This window comes from Brumimicrobium oceani (genome assembly GCF_003143775.1).
GTDB classification, from domain to species: domain Bacteria; phylum Bacteroidota; class Bacteroidia; order Flavobacteriales_D; family Crocinitomicaceae; genus Brumimicrobium; species Brumimicrobium oceani.
In genome coordinates this window covers 239305-255020 of the sequence record NZ_QFRJ01000005.1, presented here as the reverse complement: position 1 = coordinate 255020, position 15716 = coordinate 239305, and the positions used below count along the sequence as shown (strand labels likewise).

The 15716-nt window shown below is 34.0% G+C and carries 13 protein-coding genes; 3 read left to right on the top strand and 10 right to left on the bottom strand.

The window, feature by feature from the left end; translation table 11 throughout:
• Positions 1 to 479: 479 nt before the first annotated feature.
• The 10 genes from DIT68_RS08880 to DIT68_RS08835 all read right to left on the bottom strand — a co-directional run bounded on the left by DIT68_RS08880 (position 480) and on the right by DIT68_RS08835 (position 11065).
• Entirely contained in the window at positions 480 to 920 is a 441-nt protein-coding gene (locus DIT68_RS08880; RefSeq protein WP_109359441.1) for a DUF2141 domain-containing protein, read from the bottom strand.
• Complete coding sequence (locus tag DIT68_RS08875) at positions 917 to 4006, bottom strand: efflux RND transporter permease subunit (protein WP_109359440.1); 3090 nt, start codon at positions 4004 to 4006, stop codon at positions 917 to 919. Before DIT68_RS08875 ends, DIT68_RS08880 begins: the two co-directional genes overlap by 4 nt.
• Before the next feature lie 78 nt (positions 4007 to 4084).
• A complete protein-coding gene (locus tag DIT68_RS08870; protein ID WP_109359439.1) occupies positions 4085 to 5134 on the bottom strand; it encodes an efflux RND transporter periplasmic adaptor subunit in 1050 nt (349 codons plus the stop codon).
• Positions 5135 to 5152: 18 nt separating this feature from the next.
• Positions 5153 to 6481, bottom strand: a complete 1329-nt coding sequence (locus tag DIT68_RS08865) for a TolC family protein (RefSeq protein WP_109359438.1) — start codon at positions 6479 to 6481, stop codon at positions 5153 to 5155.
• A gap of 13 nt (positions 6482 to 6494) precedes the next feature.
• The gene (locus DIT68_RS08860) at positions 6495 to 7064 is read right to left on the bottom strand and encodes a cytochrome b/b6 domain-containing protein (RefSeq protein WP_109359447.1); all 570 of its coding nucleotides are present in this window, start codon (positions 7062 to 7064) and stop codon (positions 6495 to 6497) included.
• Between the two features lie 2 nt (positions 7065 to 7066).
• Positions 7067 to 7654 (bottom strand): TetR/AcrR family transcriptional regulator, encoded by a 588-nt coding sequence (locus DIT68_RS08855; RefSeq protein WP_109359437.1) that lies wholly within the window; start codon positions 7652 to 7654, stop codon positions 7067 to 7069.
• Positions 7655 to 8127: 473 nt separating this feature from the next.
• Complete coding sequence (locus DIT68_RS16425; RefSeq protein WP_199223398.1) at positions 8128 to 8664, bottom strand: hypothetical protein; 537 nt, start codon at positions 8662 to 8664, stop codon at positions 8128 to 8130.
• A gap of 6 nt (positions 8665 to 8670) precedes the next feature.
• On the bottom strand, positions 8671 to 9258 hold the full coding sequence (locus tag DIT68_RS08845; protein WP_109359436.1) for a TetR/AcrR family transcriptional regulator: 588 nt from the start codon (positions 9256 to 9258) through the stop codon (positions 8671 to 8673).
• Between the two features lie 225 nt (positions 9259 to 9483).
• Entirely contained in the window at positions 9484 to 10014 is a 531-nt protein-coding gene (locus DIT68_RS08840; protein ID WP_109359435.1) for a hypothetical protein, read from the bottom strand.
• Positions 10015 to 10078: 64 nt separating this feature from the next.
• Complete coding sequence (locus DIT68_RS08835) at positions 10079 to 11065, bottom strand: LuxE/PaaK family acyltransferase (protein WP_109359434.1); 987 nt, start codon at positions 11063 to 11065, stop codon at positions 10079 to 10081.
• 689 nt (positions 11066 to 11754) lie between these two features.
• Here DIT68_RS08835 and DIT68_RS08830 point away from each other — a divergent pair.
• The 3 genes from DIT68_RS08830 to DIT68_RS08820 all read left to right on the top strand — a co-directional run bounded on the left by DIT68_RS08830 (position 11755) and on the right by DIT68_RS08820 (position 15702).
• Positions 11755 to 12435 (top strand): hypothetical protein, encoded by a 681-nt coding sequence (locus tag DIT68_RS08830; RefSeq protein WP_109359433.1) that lies wholly within the window; start codon positions 11755 to 11757, stop codon positions 12433 to 12435.
• Positions 12436 to 12507: 72 nt separating this feature from the next.
• Positions 12508 to 14352, top strand: a complete 1845-nt coding sequence (locus DIT68_RS08825) for a hypothetical protein (protein ID WP_109359432.1) — start codon at positions 12508 to 12510, stop codon at positions 14350 to 14352.
• A 24-nt stretch (positions 14353 to 14376) separates the two neighbouring features.
• Positions 14377 to 15702, top strand: a complete 1326-nt coding sequence (locus DIT68_RS08820; RefSeq protein WP_109359431.1) for a hypothetical protein — start codon at positions 14377 to 14379, stop codon at positions 15700 to 15702.
• Positions 15703 to 15716 lie beyond the last annotated feature (14 nt).

Genomic DNA, 15716 nt, shown 5'->3' with positions numbered 1-15716 from the left:
GTGATGGCGCGTTGCGCCATCACTTCCAAACCCTGATTTTTGCCCCCTAAGACTATTAAGCTTGTCATCCTGATGTGAAAATAAAAAAATCTCAGTTTTTTATTTTCCGAAGGATCTATTTTGATCTACTCCAGTTGATAATCAGAAGTCAAGGTTCTGATTATCAATACAAAGGTGTAAATTTGGAAGGATAGCAAATTGTCTGAAACAATCTGCGACTTAAAAGGGTAACCCTAAAAAATAATTCATTTTAGTCTCAAAACTAATTTTGGGAGTATTCAGAATGTAAAGTAGTGAAAACAGCCGTTTTATAGTTTTTTAGACTATTTTTAAATATAAAACGGCAAAAATAGGCATAAATAAAAACAATTTATGGTCTTTTTAAAAAGTTACACCTAAATACAAGCGCTTGATTTCCGATTAGGAACCCAAGAATACCAGCTTAGTTTTAGGGATAATTTCGAAGATTTATATCTTGCTTACATATAAATAACATGGATTAAAACTTCTTTATTTTTGGTTAATTCGAAAGAAGCTTTTTCAAAATTTGGTCGATTCGTCAATCCAATACTTTTGAAATTTGAAAAACCTATGCCTTCAATTGGTAAAACCCAACCTTTATCTATTTCCCCATTTTTGTTTTCATCGTGCAATATATTGACGGCATAAGTTCCTGATTTCAATCCTTTAAAAGTAAATTCAGCTGAATTATTCTGAATCGTTGATTTTCTAATTTTATAATATTTCTCAAAATATTCATCTGGTATACTTCCGCTTTTATTGTACAAGGTGAATTGGACAATTCCTTTAGAATTTCTTAAGTCTTTTACTGTAATTTTTAAGTCATGATATTGCTCATCTTGACTAAAAACAGTCAAAGAAAAAACTAAGAACACCATAAGAATTAATCCACTTTTCATCCTTTTCTTTTTTGTAGTTTCAATTTTATTCCATCCACAAAAGCATAAACCACAGGAACTAAATAGACGGTTAAAATTAATGAAGACAATAATCCACCAATAATTACCCAAGCCAAGCCGTTTTTCCATTCACTTCCCGAACCTGTTGCTAATGCGATGGGCAACATTCCAATCACCATGGATAAAGTGGTCATTAAAATTGGACGTAATCTTCCTTTTCCAGATTCAACTAAAGCTGTTTTGTAATCTTTTCCGTCGGCTTTTAATTGATTCGTGAAATCGACAATCAGAATGGCGTTTTTGGTTACTAGTCCCATCAACATAATTAGTCCTAATAAGGCAAATAAACTCAGGTGACTTAAAGATAAATTTAAGGCCAAGAACGCTCCAATTATTGCCACCGGAATGGAGAATAAAACCACGAATGGATAGACAAAACTGTCATACAATGCCACAAGGATTAAGTAAATCAGCAAGAAAGAAATCATTAAAACGTTTCCTAAAGCTCCAAAACTATCATTCTGTCTTTTTACATCACTTCCCCAAGTCATTTCTATTCCAGCAGGCAGTGGATGTTCTTTCACATAAGCCACCACTTCATCCGCAACGGTTCCAGATGGTTTTCCGAGTGCGTTGGCTGTTATCGTAACAGCAGGTTGTCTATCTTTTCTTTCCAACAAAGAAGGTGAATTGTTCTTTTCTACTTTCGCAAATTGCTTCACCTCTACTGCCATTCCGTTTGGATTAATTATTGGCAATTCGGCAACATCTTTTGCGTTTTCACGATTGAAACTTCCCAATTGAACACGAACGGGATATTCGTTTCCTTCTTGGGTAATTGAAGCATCATCATTTCCGTTGAAAGAAGTTCTTAAATTCATTCCCACATAAGCTGTCGTTAATCCAAAACGCTGCATGAGATTTTTATCGGGAATTACTCTGTATTCTGGACTTCCTTCTTCAACAGAAAGCAGAATATTATCTGTTCCAGGAATGTCTTCCAATACACCTTGTAAATGATTCGCAGTTTTCATTACCTCATCCAAATCTGCGCCACTCAAGGTAATTTCTATTGGTGCAGTTCTAGGAACTAATCCCATTGCGATAATAGAATATTTTATTCCGGTATAGCGCGACTCCAATTCTGTTCTCAGTTGTCGCATGTAGGATTCTGTTGAAATATCTCCTTTTTTATCGTTGAGTTGAATGGTCATTTCTGTTCGGTAAGCAGAGCCCACACCAAGACTTCCTATTCCTGTACTTGGACCCCCCACATTACTGAATAAACTTTCCACGGCATCTTGCTGTAAAATGAAATCTTCTATTTCTTTTGCTGATTCATTATTGAAATGAATTGACGTATTTTTATCGAATTCTAATCCCAATAAGAATTTCCCTTGGTCTCCTGTGGCAATTAATTCTTTCCCGATAATTCCTTGCTTCATCATCACACCTGTCAATGCGGAAAGAGCAAGAACAAAACCTACGAAAATCAATTTATGATTTAAGACCCATTTCAATTGTCGGCCATACATTTCTTGTAAACTATCCAATTGAACTTCGAACCACAACAAAAATTTATTGAAGAAATTCGTTGGTTGCAAATCTTCTTTCTTTCCAACTCTTGAGGCCAGCCAAGGTGTTAATGTAAAACCAACCAGCAAACTCGTTAAGGTGGAGGTAATAATTACAACAGAGAATTGTTTCAGCATATCCGCAACGAAAACTTGAAGGAATAAAATTGGAACAAAAACCACGATATCAACAAGTGTAATAGACAAAGCAGAAAAACCTATTTCCATTCGGCCATCCATTGCGGCTTTGCGTTTTTCTTTCCCCCGATCTAGATGCACTTGAATGTTCTCTAAAACTACAGTTGCATCATCGACTAAAACCCCAATAATTAAGGACATTGCCAGTAAAGTCATGAGGTTTAAGGTATATCCTAAAATCCACATCATAGCAAAAGCGGTAACCAAGGAAGTTGGAATGGCAATTAAAACGATCAATGAGTTTCTGAAACTTCTCAAGAATAAAAGCATTACGAGAGAAACCAAAATAACAGCCATTATCAAGTCAAAAACCACTGAATTTACAGCTTCAATTGTGTTATCTGTGCTGTCATCTGCAATTACGAATTGAACATTCTCTTCGGCATAAGTAGCTGAAATTCTTTCAAAACGTTCACGCACACTTCGGGAAACATCAACAGCGTTTGCGTCTCCCTGTTTCTTTAAAAGAATTCCAATTCCTTCTTTTCCATTGTAACGACTCACCGAAGTGATTTCAACTGTTTTGTCTTCTACTTTGGCAATATCTTTTACATAAATTGGATTTCCTGGCATCGGCATTGCCACTTGAACATTACCAATTTCATCTAGTGTACTGAATTTTCCTTTCAGTCTTAAAGTATTTTCAAATTCATCGGTTTGAATTTTCCCAGCAGGAATATCAACACCAGATTGATTGATGGCTTGTACCACTTGATAAATTGAAACGCCATGTTGTTTTAACAGATGAGGTTGAACGTTTACTTGAATTTCTCGTTCCTTTCCGCCCAGCAAAGTGATCTCAGCAACCCCTTGAATTTGTTGAATCTGAGGAAGAAAATCATTCTTCATTTTTTGATAAAACTCCGTTTGAGGCAAATCGCTCGTTGCACTTATCGACATAATTGGTAAGTCGTTAGGTGAGACTTTACTCATTTCTGGACTCATTATATCGGCTGGTAAATCCTTTCGAATATTGTCTATATACCGCTGTGCATCTTGCATGGTATTGTCCAAATTTGTTCCGTATTTCAGGTTCACAATCACAACGGAAGCGTTGGGCAATGATTTTGTAACTAAATAATCGACACCTTCTAAATTAGAAAGCGCATCTTCAATCTTTTCGCTTACTGAAGTTTCAACTTCTTCTGGATCAGCTCCAGGATACCCTGTTTTAATCACCACAACGGGTTGATTAAAATCGGGCATTAATTCGTAGCTCAAGTTTTTAAAACCTATCCATCCCAAAAGGATAAATACGCTAAATAAAACTATGATAAGCGATGGTCGTTTTATGGAAATTTCTGTAATATTCATTATACTCAATTTAATCAATTAAAAATTATGAATTACGAATTGGCGCAGCACATCGTGAATTCGTAATTCGTAATTGAACTATTCGTAATTCACATTTATTCCGTCAAACAAATTCACAAAACCTCTGCTCACGATTTTATCTCCTGCTTTAAGTCCTTCGCCTACTAAAACAGAAGCGCCTTCAGTGGAGAGGATTTCAACATTCACGAGAACAGCTTTTCCGTCTTTTACGACATAGACTTTTGCATCATCCATTTGACCTTGAATAACAGATAAAGGCAGTACAACTCCTGACTTTATTGATTGTTGATCTAATATTACTTGCCCAAACATTCCCGCTCTAATTGGGGTTTCTTTATTATTTATCACTTCTATTTCGACTGGATATCGTGCTGCGGGATTTGCTTTACTCCCAATAGCAACAACTTTTCCTGAAAAATCTATTTGTGGATATTGATCTGCATTTAAAATCACCTCTTCATTCAAAGAAAATTGATTTATTTCTCCTTCAGCAACGAAAGCTGTGAAACGCAAAACATTCATTTGACTCAATTGAAGTAAGGGAACTCCTGGCGCTGCAAATGCTCCAACCTCTATAAACTTCTGCGTAATGGTTCCATCAAAAGGTGCACGAATTGTGGTTTTATTGATTTGTTCTTCAATTGTTCTGCGTTGAATTTTAGCCGATTCTAATTGCAATTGAATTTTATCTAATTTTGCTTTTTGAATAGCATCCGCCTCGGTTAAAATACGGTAGCGTTCGAAGTCTTTTTCTAGATCTTTCTCTTGAATCTTCACACTTTCAAGTTGTAATTTCAGAAGAGAATTATCCAATTCAATTAGAATCTGACCTTTTTTGACTTCCGAACCCAAGTCTACTCTCACCACTTCAATCTTCCCTTGAATATCAGCATTCAACTTCACTTCACGGTTGGCCATAAAGTTTCCATCGATGGTTTGGCGAGTTTCTAAATTTGAAACTTCGGCGGTAATTACATCAACGGGAATGGTTTTATTTTTATCGTAATGAAAAACTATGGATTCAGTTTCTCCTTTATTCTTAGCCAATTGAAATATGGTTATTCCAACTAAGCCAACAAGTACAACAATCGTTATTATCTTTTTCATGATCTCTATCTTTTGTGGTTAATTTTTGAGTAGGTTTCCTGATTCCTTCTTCAATTTCAAATCTGCTTTGAGGTATTCTATTATTGTAGCCAAATATTCCATTTGAGCTTTATTTACGTCCGTTTCTGCCATAATTACATCGGTTAATGAAACAATTCCTTCACTGTGCTGCAAAATGGTTTGATCATAAATCAATTCGGCCAATTTTAGTTGTTCCTCTACAATCTCCATTGTTCTATTGGCATTGTCTTTTTCTGATAAGGCATTTTCAATATTTACATCTGTTTGATCTTGCATTAATTCAAGTTGAAGTGAACTTGCATCAATTTCTAATTGTTTACTGATCACTTTCCTCTTGGTCACCATTCCATTAAAAAGTGGCATTGAAAGTTGAATTCCTGCTAATCCTTTTGGATAAAAATTCAAGAATCTGTTGGGTTCTTCATCATAACCATACCCTGTTGTTCCATAAGATGCAAAAGCATTTAAAGAAGGAAGGTAACGCGTTTTTTGAAGTGTATTGATTTGTGTTTTTAGCAAGGTATTTCTTGCTTCCGCTAATTGAACAGAAAGAGAAGTTTCCCTTGTATAATTCTCTATCTTTTCAAAATCAATTGTTTTATTTACTTTAATAGGCTCGTTAAGCGCTCTTCCCATCAAGAAATTCAAAACATTGATCACACGATCATATTTTACTGTTGTAGATTCACGTTCTTTTTCCAGTTGAAGTAGTTTTAATCGTGCTCTATTTACATCTGTTCCTGTAACTAATTCTTGCGTTTGAAGCAGCTCAACATTTTTCAATAATTGCCTTGCATTAAGAATATTAGAATCGATAAAATCTAAACTTTGAGCAATGATTTGAGCGTTATAATACACCGTAGAGACTTCAAAAAACACTTCTTCTTTCGATTTTAAATTCTGGATTCTTGTGAGTTCAGAAGCTGCCCTGCTGGTTTTAATATTTCCATATAATTCTGGATTATAAATTGGAATAGCTAAGGTTAAATCTGCATTCAAATGATGTGGAACACCAAATTGAGCCTCTTTAAATTGACCTTCTGGACCACCAAAAACACTCATTGGCATTAGCTGATAAGGTAAATCTGTGAAATACTTATAATCGGCATTCAAATTTAGTTTAGGAATTCTATTACCTTCTACAACTCTCACTTGTTGTAAACTCGATTCCATTTCCAAAGAGTTAATTCTCAATCTTTTGTTGTGTACTTCTGCTGAATCGATGCATTGCTGTAAAGTCCATGTTTGAGCATTTATCATTTGGAGTGAAGAAAGAATAAAAACCATTCCTAAAACCAATTGTTTGTGAGTATTTACTAACTTCATTGTGTAAAATTTTTTATTTTAAATCTGATTCCTTCCCACTGATCATTTCAGAAGAAATCCCTTTTTTGTTGGTGTATTCAGCTATTAATATGCCTGCGATATGTAGCAAAATAAATATCGGAAACCAATAAATCCCGAGTTTATGAACTGTTTCAATTGAGTCTTTCATTTCAGGGAAAAAACCTTGTTTCAAGGAGACTCCAGTAAACATGGATACAAAAACAAAAACGTAAAAGAAAAGATATATGCTTCCCTGTAATCTTTCTTTCATGGGCAGCTTGGAGTTGAATAAACTTGGAAACTTAATCCCTTTAGCAATCATATAAATAATACGCACGAGAAAAGCAAAAACCATTACGTAGGCAAAAGAAACGTGCCATTCCCACATAGGCGCACGAATAGCTTTGGCTATTTCGGTCATTTCTTCTTTGGGAAGTGCTTGTGTTTTACTGGCGATAATGTCCACCATTTTATGTTTGTTCAACCAATACATGCGTAAAAAGCCTGTACCATAAAGAACAGTCATTGCGACAGCAATTGTCCAATGTAAAAACCTGTGAAGTGGGGTGAATTTCGTTTTCATAATCATGTTTTTTCAATCATTTTTAGAATCCCATTGAGTACTTTCATACCATCTTTTACTACACTTGATTTATTTCCAGAAAGTTTCCATTTCATCACCGCCATTCTCATTCCACCAGTAATAATTGTGGTCATGGTTCCAGAATTAATAAGCGTGCTGTATTGTTTTTCAACTTGTCCTTTTTTGATGTTTTCTTTCACAGTACCTTGCATAAAGTCAATGATTTCGCTCACTTTATTACTTAAAGATTTATCAAAGTGAAAAATGCTTTCTGCAAAAATAACGCTTACAATAGCTGGTTTCTCCGCAAAAGTTTCTAATTGAGATAGGAATAAGATTCTTAACTGGTCGCCTGCGCTATCTGTTTCTTTAAAAGATATTCGACTGAACCTTTCTTTCATTTCCATTTTAAAATACTCAAGTAAACCCAAGAGTATTTCGTTTTTCCCTGCGAAATGACGGTAAAGAGCAGGTTCTGACAATTTAATATCCGCTGCTAAAGTATTGATGGTCAAGTTTTGAATTCCAAACTCATCAATACGCTTAGTGGCTGCCTCCATTATTTCAATTTGTCTAGCTGTAAATTCCATTTCTTACTCTTTAAAACAATGTTAGTTAGTATTCGCTCACAAAAGTAAACGTATTAATTCAATTTCCTAATAAAATCAATAAATATTCTTCATTTCTAGTGAATTGAATCTTTATAAAGTCTGCAGAAAGCCCTTTAACTTAATATTCAAGCACAAAATGTTCATTGCTTATTCATTTTGAAAAATTGGATCTATATTAGTGGACGGTTGGAAACAGTTGACTTTTATAAATAGTAATAATTATAAATTTAAATGCTTGTCGGGAATTTTACCAGCAGTTTAATAAATTACAATAGAAAATGTTTTTCTCTCAAATTTAACAAGATCCTTCCATTGTTGAAAATCATAATTTTCACCAATGATCAGGATGACAGTTGTGGGAGTTAGGGGGCAAACGAGAGAAAAAAAACTTGCTCAGTCCACTAATAAAAATGTTCCGAACAAGTTTTTTACTTTGGAAATTTAATCCTCAATTATTTGAAGAACTTGTGATACTCTTCATAAGAAGCTAATAAATGTTCAACGATATGATTTGCTTCGTCGATGCTTTTAGCTTGTTTTAATTCCTTTGTTAATTCTAAATGCGGGTGCAACCATTTGTGTAACTCATCATGACTCACACCGTCCATTGTACAACTTGTAATTAATTGCTTATTTTGATCTGCTAAGTTTTCAGCTAAACTTAAGTAATCTTCATCACCTGAATCTAAAAAATCCTTCACAAAAATTTCACCTTGCATTACGAAAGGTTTCATTTCTTCATTCACTTTCCATCTCTCACCATCATTTAGAGAAATTTCTTCTCCATCATCATGCGAATGTTCATGGTCAGCTGCAGCCGGATGTTCTTCTCCCGCTGGATGTTCATCTCCTGATGGGTGTTCCTCTCCTGTTGGGTGCTCATTATTTTCAATTGTATCTGTAGCATCTGTTGCTGACTCAGTAGCATTATCACAACTTGCCAAAAGTCCAATGCTGAAAATTCCTAATGTTAAAATTATGTGTTTCATTTTGTTTTATTTTTTAGTTTTAATTAAAATTAAATTGGTTTCTATCATGTTTTTCCCATAATGAGAAAGATCAAATTCAAAGTTAGCAATTCGCCATTTATACATCAACAAGCGCAATGAACCCATTACCACATGCATCAGATCTTCTGTGGTAATCGCATTTGTAAAAACACCCTCTTGCTGTCCTTGGAAAACCACAGGCGTGAGGTATTTCATTTTAACTTGCATTATTCCACTAATCGCTTGATTGATTTTTTTGCTTTCTTCTAATAGCCCATCAGAAAAAACGGCTACTGCAAAATGCGGATTTCTTTTAAAGAAATTAAATTGACTTTCAAAAAGAGCTTTAAAACGTTCTTCAACTGAGTCGCCATCGGAGAATGAAGATTTGAAACGCTGATCCATATCTCCAGCCAAATAATTCAACATTCCGATTATAATCTCTTCTTTACTTGAGAAATGCCTATAAACCGCACTTTCAGAGAACTTCATTTCTTTTGCAAGGTTCTTAATGGTTAATCCATGTATTCCTGAATCAGTCAAAATTCTTCCTGCTGCGGTAATTATTTCGTGTTGTCTTTCTGTTATCTCCATTTGGTTTGTGAATAGTCACTCACAAATGTAGATTAAATTTAAGGAATAGCAAGTCGTTTTTTAAAAAAAGGTGGTTTTGAAAAGTTTAGACCAAAAAAAGGGAACGAATTTGTTCCCTTTTTTATTTTAATATTGAATTTCAATTCAGCTTTTATAAAGGTAAATCGGTCCAGCGCAAATCACGTTAAACATTAAACCTTAATTGTAATTAAACATTAGCCGTCATTATATCTTCATCCCTTTAACCACCCTGTCTTTACGCTGGTTTTTCTTCCAGTTTTTCAGTTTTACCATAAGGTAGGCAGAAGCACTTTGTCTTACTGCGAAATAAACAGAGCCTCCGTAATCCAATTCTCCTTTACCGTTTACCCATTGTGCAACTAAGTAAAATCTTCCATTTGAAATATTTTGGCGCTCTGCAAAACGTAATACACGCCCATCTCCCATTTCAAATCTAATTTGAACTGTTCCATCATCTTCCATTTGCTCAAAAACACATGGTCTGTTTGCTGGAATAACAATTCTTTCTGATGTTGAACGCTCAGAAGTTACTAACTCACCAGATTGCCCAGTAGTAGCCACTTTTGTTTCTTTATCACTTCTTTCTAGAATAATAATTTCCGAAGTATAAAACTGAACTTTCTTCAGCTTCTCTGGTGTTAACTCAAATTCTGATCTAATTTTTGTAGTGTAAGGAACTTTGGTAGCACAACTTCCTAGGATTACAACTGTTAATAAAGCTATTAATATTTTCATTCTTTTTAAATTTTATTTTTTCAAATATGAGTACGAAAGTAAGAACAAATAATGTTCCAATCTACTAATTCACCAATAAATTACAACCCCGAATATCACTTTGATCGAATCTTCCCAAGATTTTAAATCGATTTCCTTTTCTCACTCCTAAATCATCTGTTGCAATAAATGAGCAGCTAAAGAGATTCGCTAAATCTATTACGTTTACTCCTCCAGTTTTTCCATCAGGCCTTAAAGAAAGAGGGTCGTTGACATCTCTTATAACCACCTTCATCCAGTTGGGAGAAGTAAAATATTCTGTTCCGTCCGTGTAGCCTTGCGACAAAAGCTCTGTCATTCCATATTCTGAATAAATATGCTTAACATTCAATCCATCACATAATATTTGATGCAATTCCTCCTTAATCATTTCCTTTCTTCGGCCCTTCATTCCACCGGTTTCAATAATCACAACCTGAGATAAATCAATCCCTTTTTCTGCTAAATCTAACAAAGCATAAGAAACGCCAAAAAGTATAATTTTCTTTTTCGTTTGCTTTGCCTTTTGAATTTCTTGGATGAGCGCCTCTAAGTCAGACAGATAAAATCCAGACAATGGATGATTGGACACTTTAACTAAATGATCCACCATGTAAACCAACGAAGATTCCCCTTGCTCAATATAATTTGGCAATAAGGCCATCACAATAGCGTCTTTTGGATCAACCATTTGTTTTGAGAAAGTATCCATAAATGAATTAACATACAATTCAGGTAGTGCCAAGAAATGATTACTTCTTATGCTTTGAGTTGTTCCTGAACTTTTAAAATTCAACAGTTGATCTGAAGAAAACTCATCAGATAGGACTGTATGCGTTTTGAAAAAGGATATTGGTAAAAAGGGGATTTCTTTGTAATGTTTTGGCGTACTTCTGCCCAAGGCATTGCAAAATTTACGATAGACTGCTACGTGATTATATTGATAATTAAATACCGATAAGGCTATTCGATTAAAATCCGTTTCTGAATCGATTTTAAATACGCTTTCTAATAAAGGATTTCTGTGAGGCACTGCGCAACTGAATTTAAAGTATTTTACAAAAATACGTAAATCAAAAGGTCTTTAAAAAGAATAGGAGCCTAGAACTGGCGTTCTAAGCTCCTATCACACTAATCAACCTAACCTACTACTACTGATACAAATGTAGTTCAATTTGTTGGAAATGTGTTGGTTTTACTCAAAAAATTAAAAAGCTTAGCTTTACAATAAATCAAAAATATTTTTTTCATCGCCAAAAAACAATGATTCGTCTACTTTTCAAGCTACATAGTGTAGTTCATAGTCCTTTAGAAACAGGTTATCACAATAACAATTCAGGATTAAAGTCTTATTACCAGTATTGGCTTTCCAATAATTGTTAAAATTTATATCTCATATTGCACTAATTTTTAAACAAATAAGGTTTTTTGACTGCAAATAATAACAAAACTACATCCTTTAAAGTGGATTTATCAATTCCCTTTTATCTTCCATCTTAACTACTCACTTTCAATCCTGTAGAACCACAAAGAACAAAATCGCAAAAAATCAGTAACGTTTTAAAACATTTTAAATTCATTTTTCAAGGAATCCAAGCAGAGGTGATTCAAAAGTAGGTTCGATATTTGATAATAGCGAAGTAATTTACAAATAGCATATATTTACAGAAAATAAGGAATTCAAACCGTGGGATTCAGAGGATTAATTTTTTAATGCATAAAATGAGAAGAGGTTTTATTACATTATTATTTACCGGATTGTTATTTGGTTTAACGGGCTGTCTTGAGCTCATTGAAGACACCACTTTAAATAGTGATGGTTCGGGAAGCTATAAATTAACAGTCAATTTAAGCGCAAGTACAACAAAAGTGAACTCTTTAATAGCAATGGATAGCATAAAAGGAACAAAAGTGCCTTCCCGCTCTGAACTTCAGCAAAAACTGCAAATTTATATTAAAAACCTCAACACGAAACCGGGAATAACCAACACAAAAGCGGAATTAAATACTGAAAACTGGATTTTAAATCTTTCTCTTGATTTTGAATCCCTGAAATCATTAAGAAATGGAATGATAGGTTTATCTGAAGACATCAATAATGCACCCGCCAATGATAAAGTCAATTCAATTATTTTAGAATTTTCTAAAAACATTTATCAAAGAAAAATTGGTGGACTCATTCCAAACGATTGGCAAGAAAAAGCACGTAAAAACGAAGATTTTGCATTATTAAAAGAGGGGAAATGCGTATTCATTCAACGATTTGAAAAAGAAATAATTAATGTGAGCTCAGCTGATGTTCGAATTGCAAAAAGCAAAAAAGCAACTATGCTACAGTTATCACCGTTAACAATTGTGAATAATCCAAAAATTATTGATTATTCCGTCACAGTAAAACCCTAGTTAATAACTCCTAAGCACAATTAAAAGCTAAATCTTTTTTACTTAGTTTTGCAATCCAAACTAGAATATAAAATGAAAAAAATTATTACCGCTCTACTTTTGCTCTTGAGCTCACTTTCTTTAAAAAGTCAAGTGAACCAAATGATTTCAGACTCTGCCTATTTCGTAATGGAAGTAGATTTAGGCAAAATTGTAAAGTCAGTTCCCCTAGAGGAAATCAACAAGCTTGAATTTGTACAATTCCTATTAAAAGAGTTTGATGACGGGAAAAACAAAATCAATAATCTGTCGGGACTTGGCGTGGATTTTAGCGCTAAACTGACTGTCTTTAATCTTGAAAGGGAAATGTACAACTCTGTTTCTGTCATTCTACCTATAAAAGACAAACAAAAATTCATTCAACTATTTTCTTCCGAACAACAAGCTCTTTTCATGACAAACGGAGCTATCGCCAGAAATGATTTGTTTATTTCTTTAACAGAATCCGCTTGTGTGATCAGCAAAATCAATTGGAATACGGAATCTTTCCGTGAAAAAACCAGGTTGATTTTCGAAGATAAGGGCTGGGAGCTTCCAGAGAATTATTATTTCTATAATGAATACGATTATATCGAAGATGATTTTTATAACATTGAAGAAACAGAGGAGATTATTGAATATGAAGCCGAGGAAACAATTTCTGAATACGAGGTTCAACAAATGGAATTAGAAAGTAAATTTCAACATATTTTAGATTCTATTACCACCATAGAAAAAACTAAAATTGTAAAGCAACATCAAAATTTTATCAATTCCCCAAAAAACAATCTTTATTCTAATGATGAGTTGTATAGAAAAATTAGCCAACAGACTTCGGATGCTAAAATCTATATGAATCCTTTAATGAACATCAATTTGATGAGTGAATTCATGTATTATCCAATCAGAGGTTACATGGAAGACGAATTGAAGGAAATGAGACAATTTGCTTACCTTAATTTTACGCCAGAAGGCATTGAGTTAGACTGGAAAATTCAAGTATCTGAAGACCTTGCAGAAGTAATGAAAGCAGGATCTTCAAAGAAAATTGACAAAAACCTTTTGAAATATATTCCAGATTATGCGCAAGGAATTGCATTATATAATATTAATGGATTTGGTGCTTACGAAAAGTTCAAGGAAATCTACATGCCCAAATTAGATGAATCAGAAAATGCTGAAATGCTGCTGGCCTCTGCAATTTGGTCTACCCTTGACGAATTTATCGATGTTGAAGCAGTTTCCTCTGTTTATCCTCCAAAAATTCTTGTTTCTTATGCTGGATTTAAAGAAGTAGAACTTTCTCGCGTGACCTATGCCTATGATGAGGAAACTTTTGAATACTCTGAAGTCGATACAACTTACATGGAGAAAATTCCTATGATGACTTTTGCACTTGCTAACGAACACGCCTTTCTAATAGAGAAATATTTAAAAGCCTTGCAAAAACTTGAATCGGATAAAGTGATTAAGAATGGAACATATTACACCATTATTGATGGACCAATGCAGTTAGGAATCTCCTATTACATTGCCATAAAAGACAATATTATTATTGTAACGAATGATGAAAGTGTTGTTACGGAACACTTGAATGGTTACTCCAAAAAAGCATTCGACCGAAAAACCCAAAAGAAAATTAAAAACGCTAAACTGTTTTATGCGCACATGGATTTTTCAAGCATAGCAGAGGATATTGTCGATTTAGGCTTTATTTATAAAACTGACGAATATTTAGAAGCATTCCATGACAAAACTGGAAAAGTAGAAATCGAAATGACTTCAATCTCTAAGAATCAAGCGCATTATAAAGTGAATATCAACACCAATGAAAAATATGAAAATGGAGGTTTTTTCCTTTTCGAATTAATGAATGCCATTTATTTATACAATAAGTAAAGCACTTTTAATTAACGATTTAAAATGACGAAAAAAGCTAAAGTTACCATTATTGCGATATTCCTTTTGGCTGGAATGGTGACTTTGTTCTTTTATCTTTCTAAAAAAAAATCCAAATCTGAATTTCAACTGATTGAATATGTTTCAGAAAAAGACATTGCTTATCACACTAATTTTATTGAACTTATAGAGGAAGCCATTCGCTATAATTCAAAAGTAGAAAAAAGCATCACCAACAACATTGCTTTAAATGAATTGAAAAGTAAACTCGTGAAATCTGGTTTAAAACTGGAAAACACCTATATCACCTATTCACTGGCAGGTGAAAAGTATGGCTCCGTTTACCTAGAAGTCACAGACGCTATGCTCTTTGAAAGTGCCTTTACCCAGCTTTCTGATTTTTTTAATTTCAGGCGAATTACAGAAAACGCTAATCTATATATTTCTGGAAACACAGCTGTAAGCGCAGAAAAACATGCACAGTTCATTAAAATTAATTTTGGAGATGGTGCCTTGAACGCATTATCTGAACCTAAAAATAAATCAAGTGCATTTTTCAGAAAACTACTTGAAAAACCCAATTTAGGAATAATCAACACCACAGGAAGTTCAGCGCTAGACTCAACAGATTATGCCACATTTTCCTACGCTTACACAGATGAACTAAGTTTTACTTTGGATTGGAAAGTGACGAAAAACCATCCTTTAAAAGTAAATCAAAACACAACAATCCCTGTTTATCCTTCGCAGAAAAACAAGATAAATGCGACGATAAATTTAGATTTAGAACATTTGACATCTAATTTAAACCCCTATTTAAAAGAAAAGGGGGGAAATGTAATTGATTTATTACCTCCAGCGCTCATGCAATTATTGACCTTATGGAATGGTGAAGCTTCGTTGCAACTTGGAGGAAAATCTGCGCAGGAGACCATTCAATACGTCACGGAATTTGACGATAATTTTAATCAGGTAGAAACAAAAATCGTTAAAGTGGATAGTGTTCCTGATGTTGGGATGTATTGGGGAACTCAGCAAGCGGAAAAAAGCTTGTCATTTCTTTATCAATTGCCCAACGTTAGGGCAGATAAGGGAAAATTACAAGTCGCATTACTTCCTTCTTTATTTACTAAAACAGAACCAAACAGTTTAAAAGTCAGCACACAATCCATCGCCTTCGAAAATCAAGAAACAAAAGACCTTCTTTATTTAAAAAGTGATATTCCAGGAATTATTGGAGAGTTAAAAGCCAAAAAAACAAGCACCCAGAATCTCCGCATTTCATTAATCCTAAAGGACTGGAGTGCTTTGAGAGATCCTGAAAAGCTCAAATTTTCGACTTTTTGGTAGATTCAGTGATTGAA

Coding starts and splice junctions, on each gene's coding strand:
- DIT68_RS08820 (WP_109359431.1), top strand. CDS start 14,377: ATGACGAAAAAAGCTAAAGTTACCATTATTGCGATATTCCTTTTGGCT.
- DIT68_RS08865 (WP_109359438.1), bottom strand. CDS start 6,481: ATGAAGTTAGTAAATACTCACAAACAATTGGTTTTAGGAATGGTTTTT.
- DIT68_RS16425 (WP_199223398.1), bottom strand. CDS start 8,664: ATGAAACACATAATTTTAACATTAGGAATTTTCAGCATTGGACTTTTG.
- DIT68_RS08855 (WP_109359437.1), bottom strand. CDS start 7,654: ATGGAATTTACAGCTAGACAAATTGAAATAATGGAGGCAGCCACTAAG.
- DIT68_RS08830 (WP_109359433.1), top strand. CDS start 11,755: ATGAGAAGAGGTTTTATTACATTATTATTTACCGGATTGTTATTTGGT.
- DIT68_RS08825 (WP_109359432.1), top strand. CDS start 12,508: ATGAAAAAAATTATTACCGCTCTACTTTTGCTCTTGAGCTCACTTTCT.
- DIT68_RS08845 (WP_109359436.1), bottom strand. CDS start 9,258: ATGGAGATAACAGAAAGACAACACGAAATAATTACCGCAGCAGGAAGA.
- DIT68_RS08875 (WP_109359440.1), bottom strand. CDS start 4,006: ATGAATATTACAGAAATTTCCATAAAACGACCATCGCTTATCATAGTT.
- DIT68_RS08880 (WP_109359441.1), bottom strand. CDS start 920: ATGAAAAGTGGATTAATTCTTATGGTGTTCTTAGTTTTTTCTTTGACT.
- DIT68_RS08870 (WP_109359439.1), bottom strand. CDS start 5,134: ATGAAAAAGATAATAACGATTGTTGTACTTGTTGGCTTAGTTGGAATA.
- DIT68_RS08840 (WP_109359435.1), bottom strand. CDS start 10,014: ATGAAAATATTAATAGCTTTATTAACAGTTGTAATCCTAGGAAGTTGT.
- DIT68_RS08860 (WP_109359447.1), bottom strand. CDS start 7,064: ATGAAAACGAAATTCACCCCACTTCACAGGTTTTTACATTGGACAATT.